Raw genomic sequence first — 274 nt, 5'->3', positions numbered from 1 at the left:
TTTTAGGACTGTATAAAATTATAGATAGGGAGGAAACGGAAACATGGGTGATGTAGAAAAAATACTTGTTGATTTTGTCGAAGGGAATATGAAAATTAGTGAGTTCAAGAATATAATCATAAATACTCCTTCTATTGAAAAGTTCTTAAAGGATGACCCAGAATTGCCAAATGGTACATATATCGGACCCAACACCTATGATTATATCTGTAATGAGGGATGGATGAAAATTGGGAACAAAGAGGGGGGGAAGAATTGGTAACCAATACAGTAT

The 274-nt window shown here is 34.3% G+C and carries 1 protein-coding gene; it reads left to right on the top strand.

Going from position 1 to position 274, the window contains the following annotated elements:
• Positions 1-43 precede the first annotated feature (43 nt).
• Positions 44-262 carry a hypothetical protein gene (locus AOA60_RS23965; protein ID WP_099586447.1) on the top strand — a complete coding sequence of 73 codons (219 nt, stop codon included), beginning with the start codon at positions 44-46 and terminating at the stop codon, positions 260-262.
• The last annotated feature ends 12 nt before the right edge of the window (positions 263-274 follow it).

It is taken from the genome of Pseudomonas sp. 2822-17 (genome assembly GCF_002742485.1).
In the GTDB taxonomy this organism is placed as follows: domain Bacteria; phylum Pseudomonadota; class Gammaproteobacteria; order Pseudomonadales; family Pseudomonadaceae; genus Aquipseudomonas; species Aquipseudomonas cyclaminis.
The sequence above is the reverse complement of the archived record's forward strand: the minus strand, read 5'-3'. Positions and strand labels throughout refer to the sequence as shown.

Coding starts and splice junctions, on each gene's coding strand:
- AOA60_RS23965 (WP_099586447.1), top strand. CDS start 44: ATGGGTGATGTAGAAAAAATACTTGTTGATTTTGTCGAAGGGAATATG.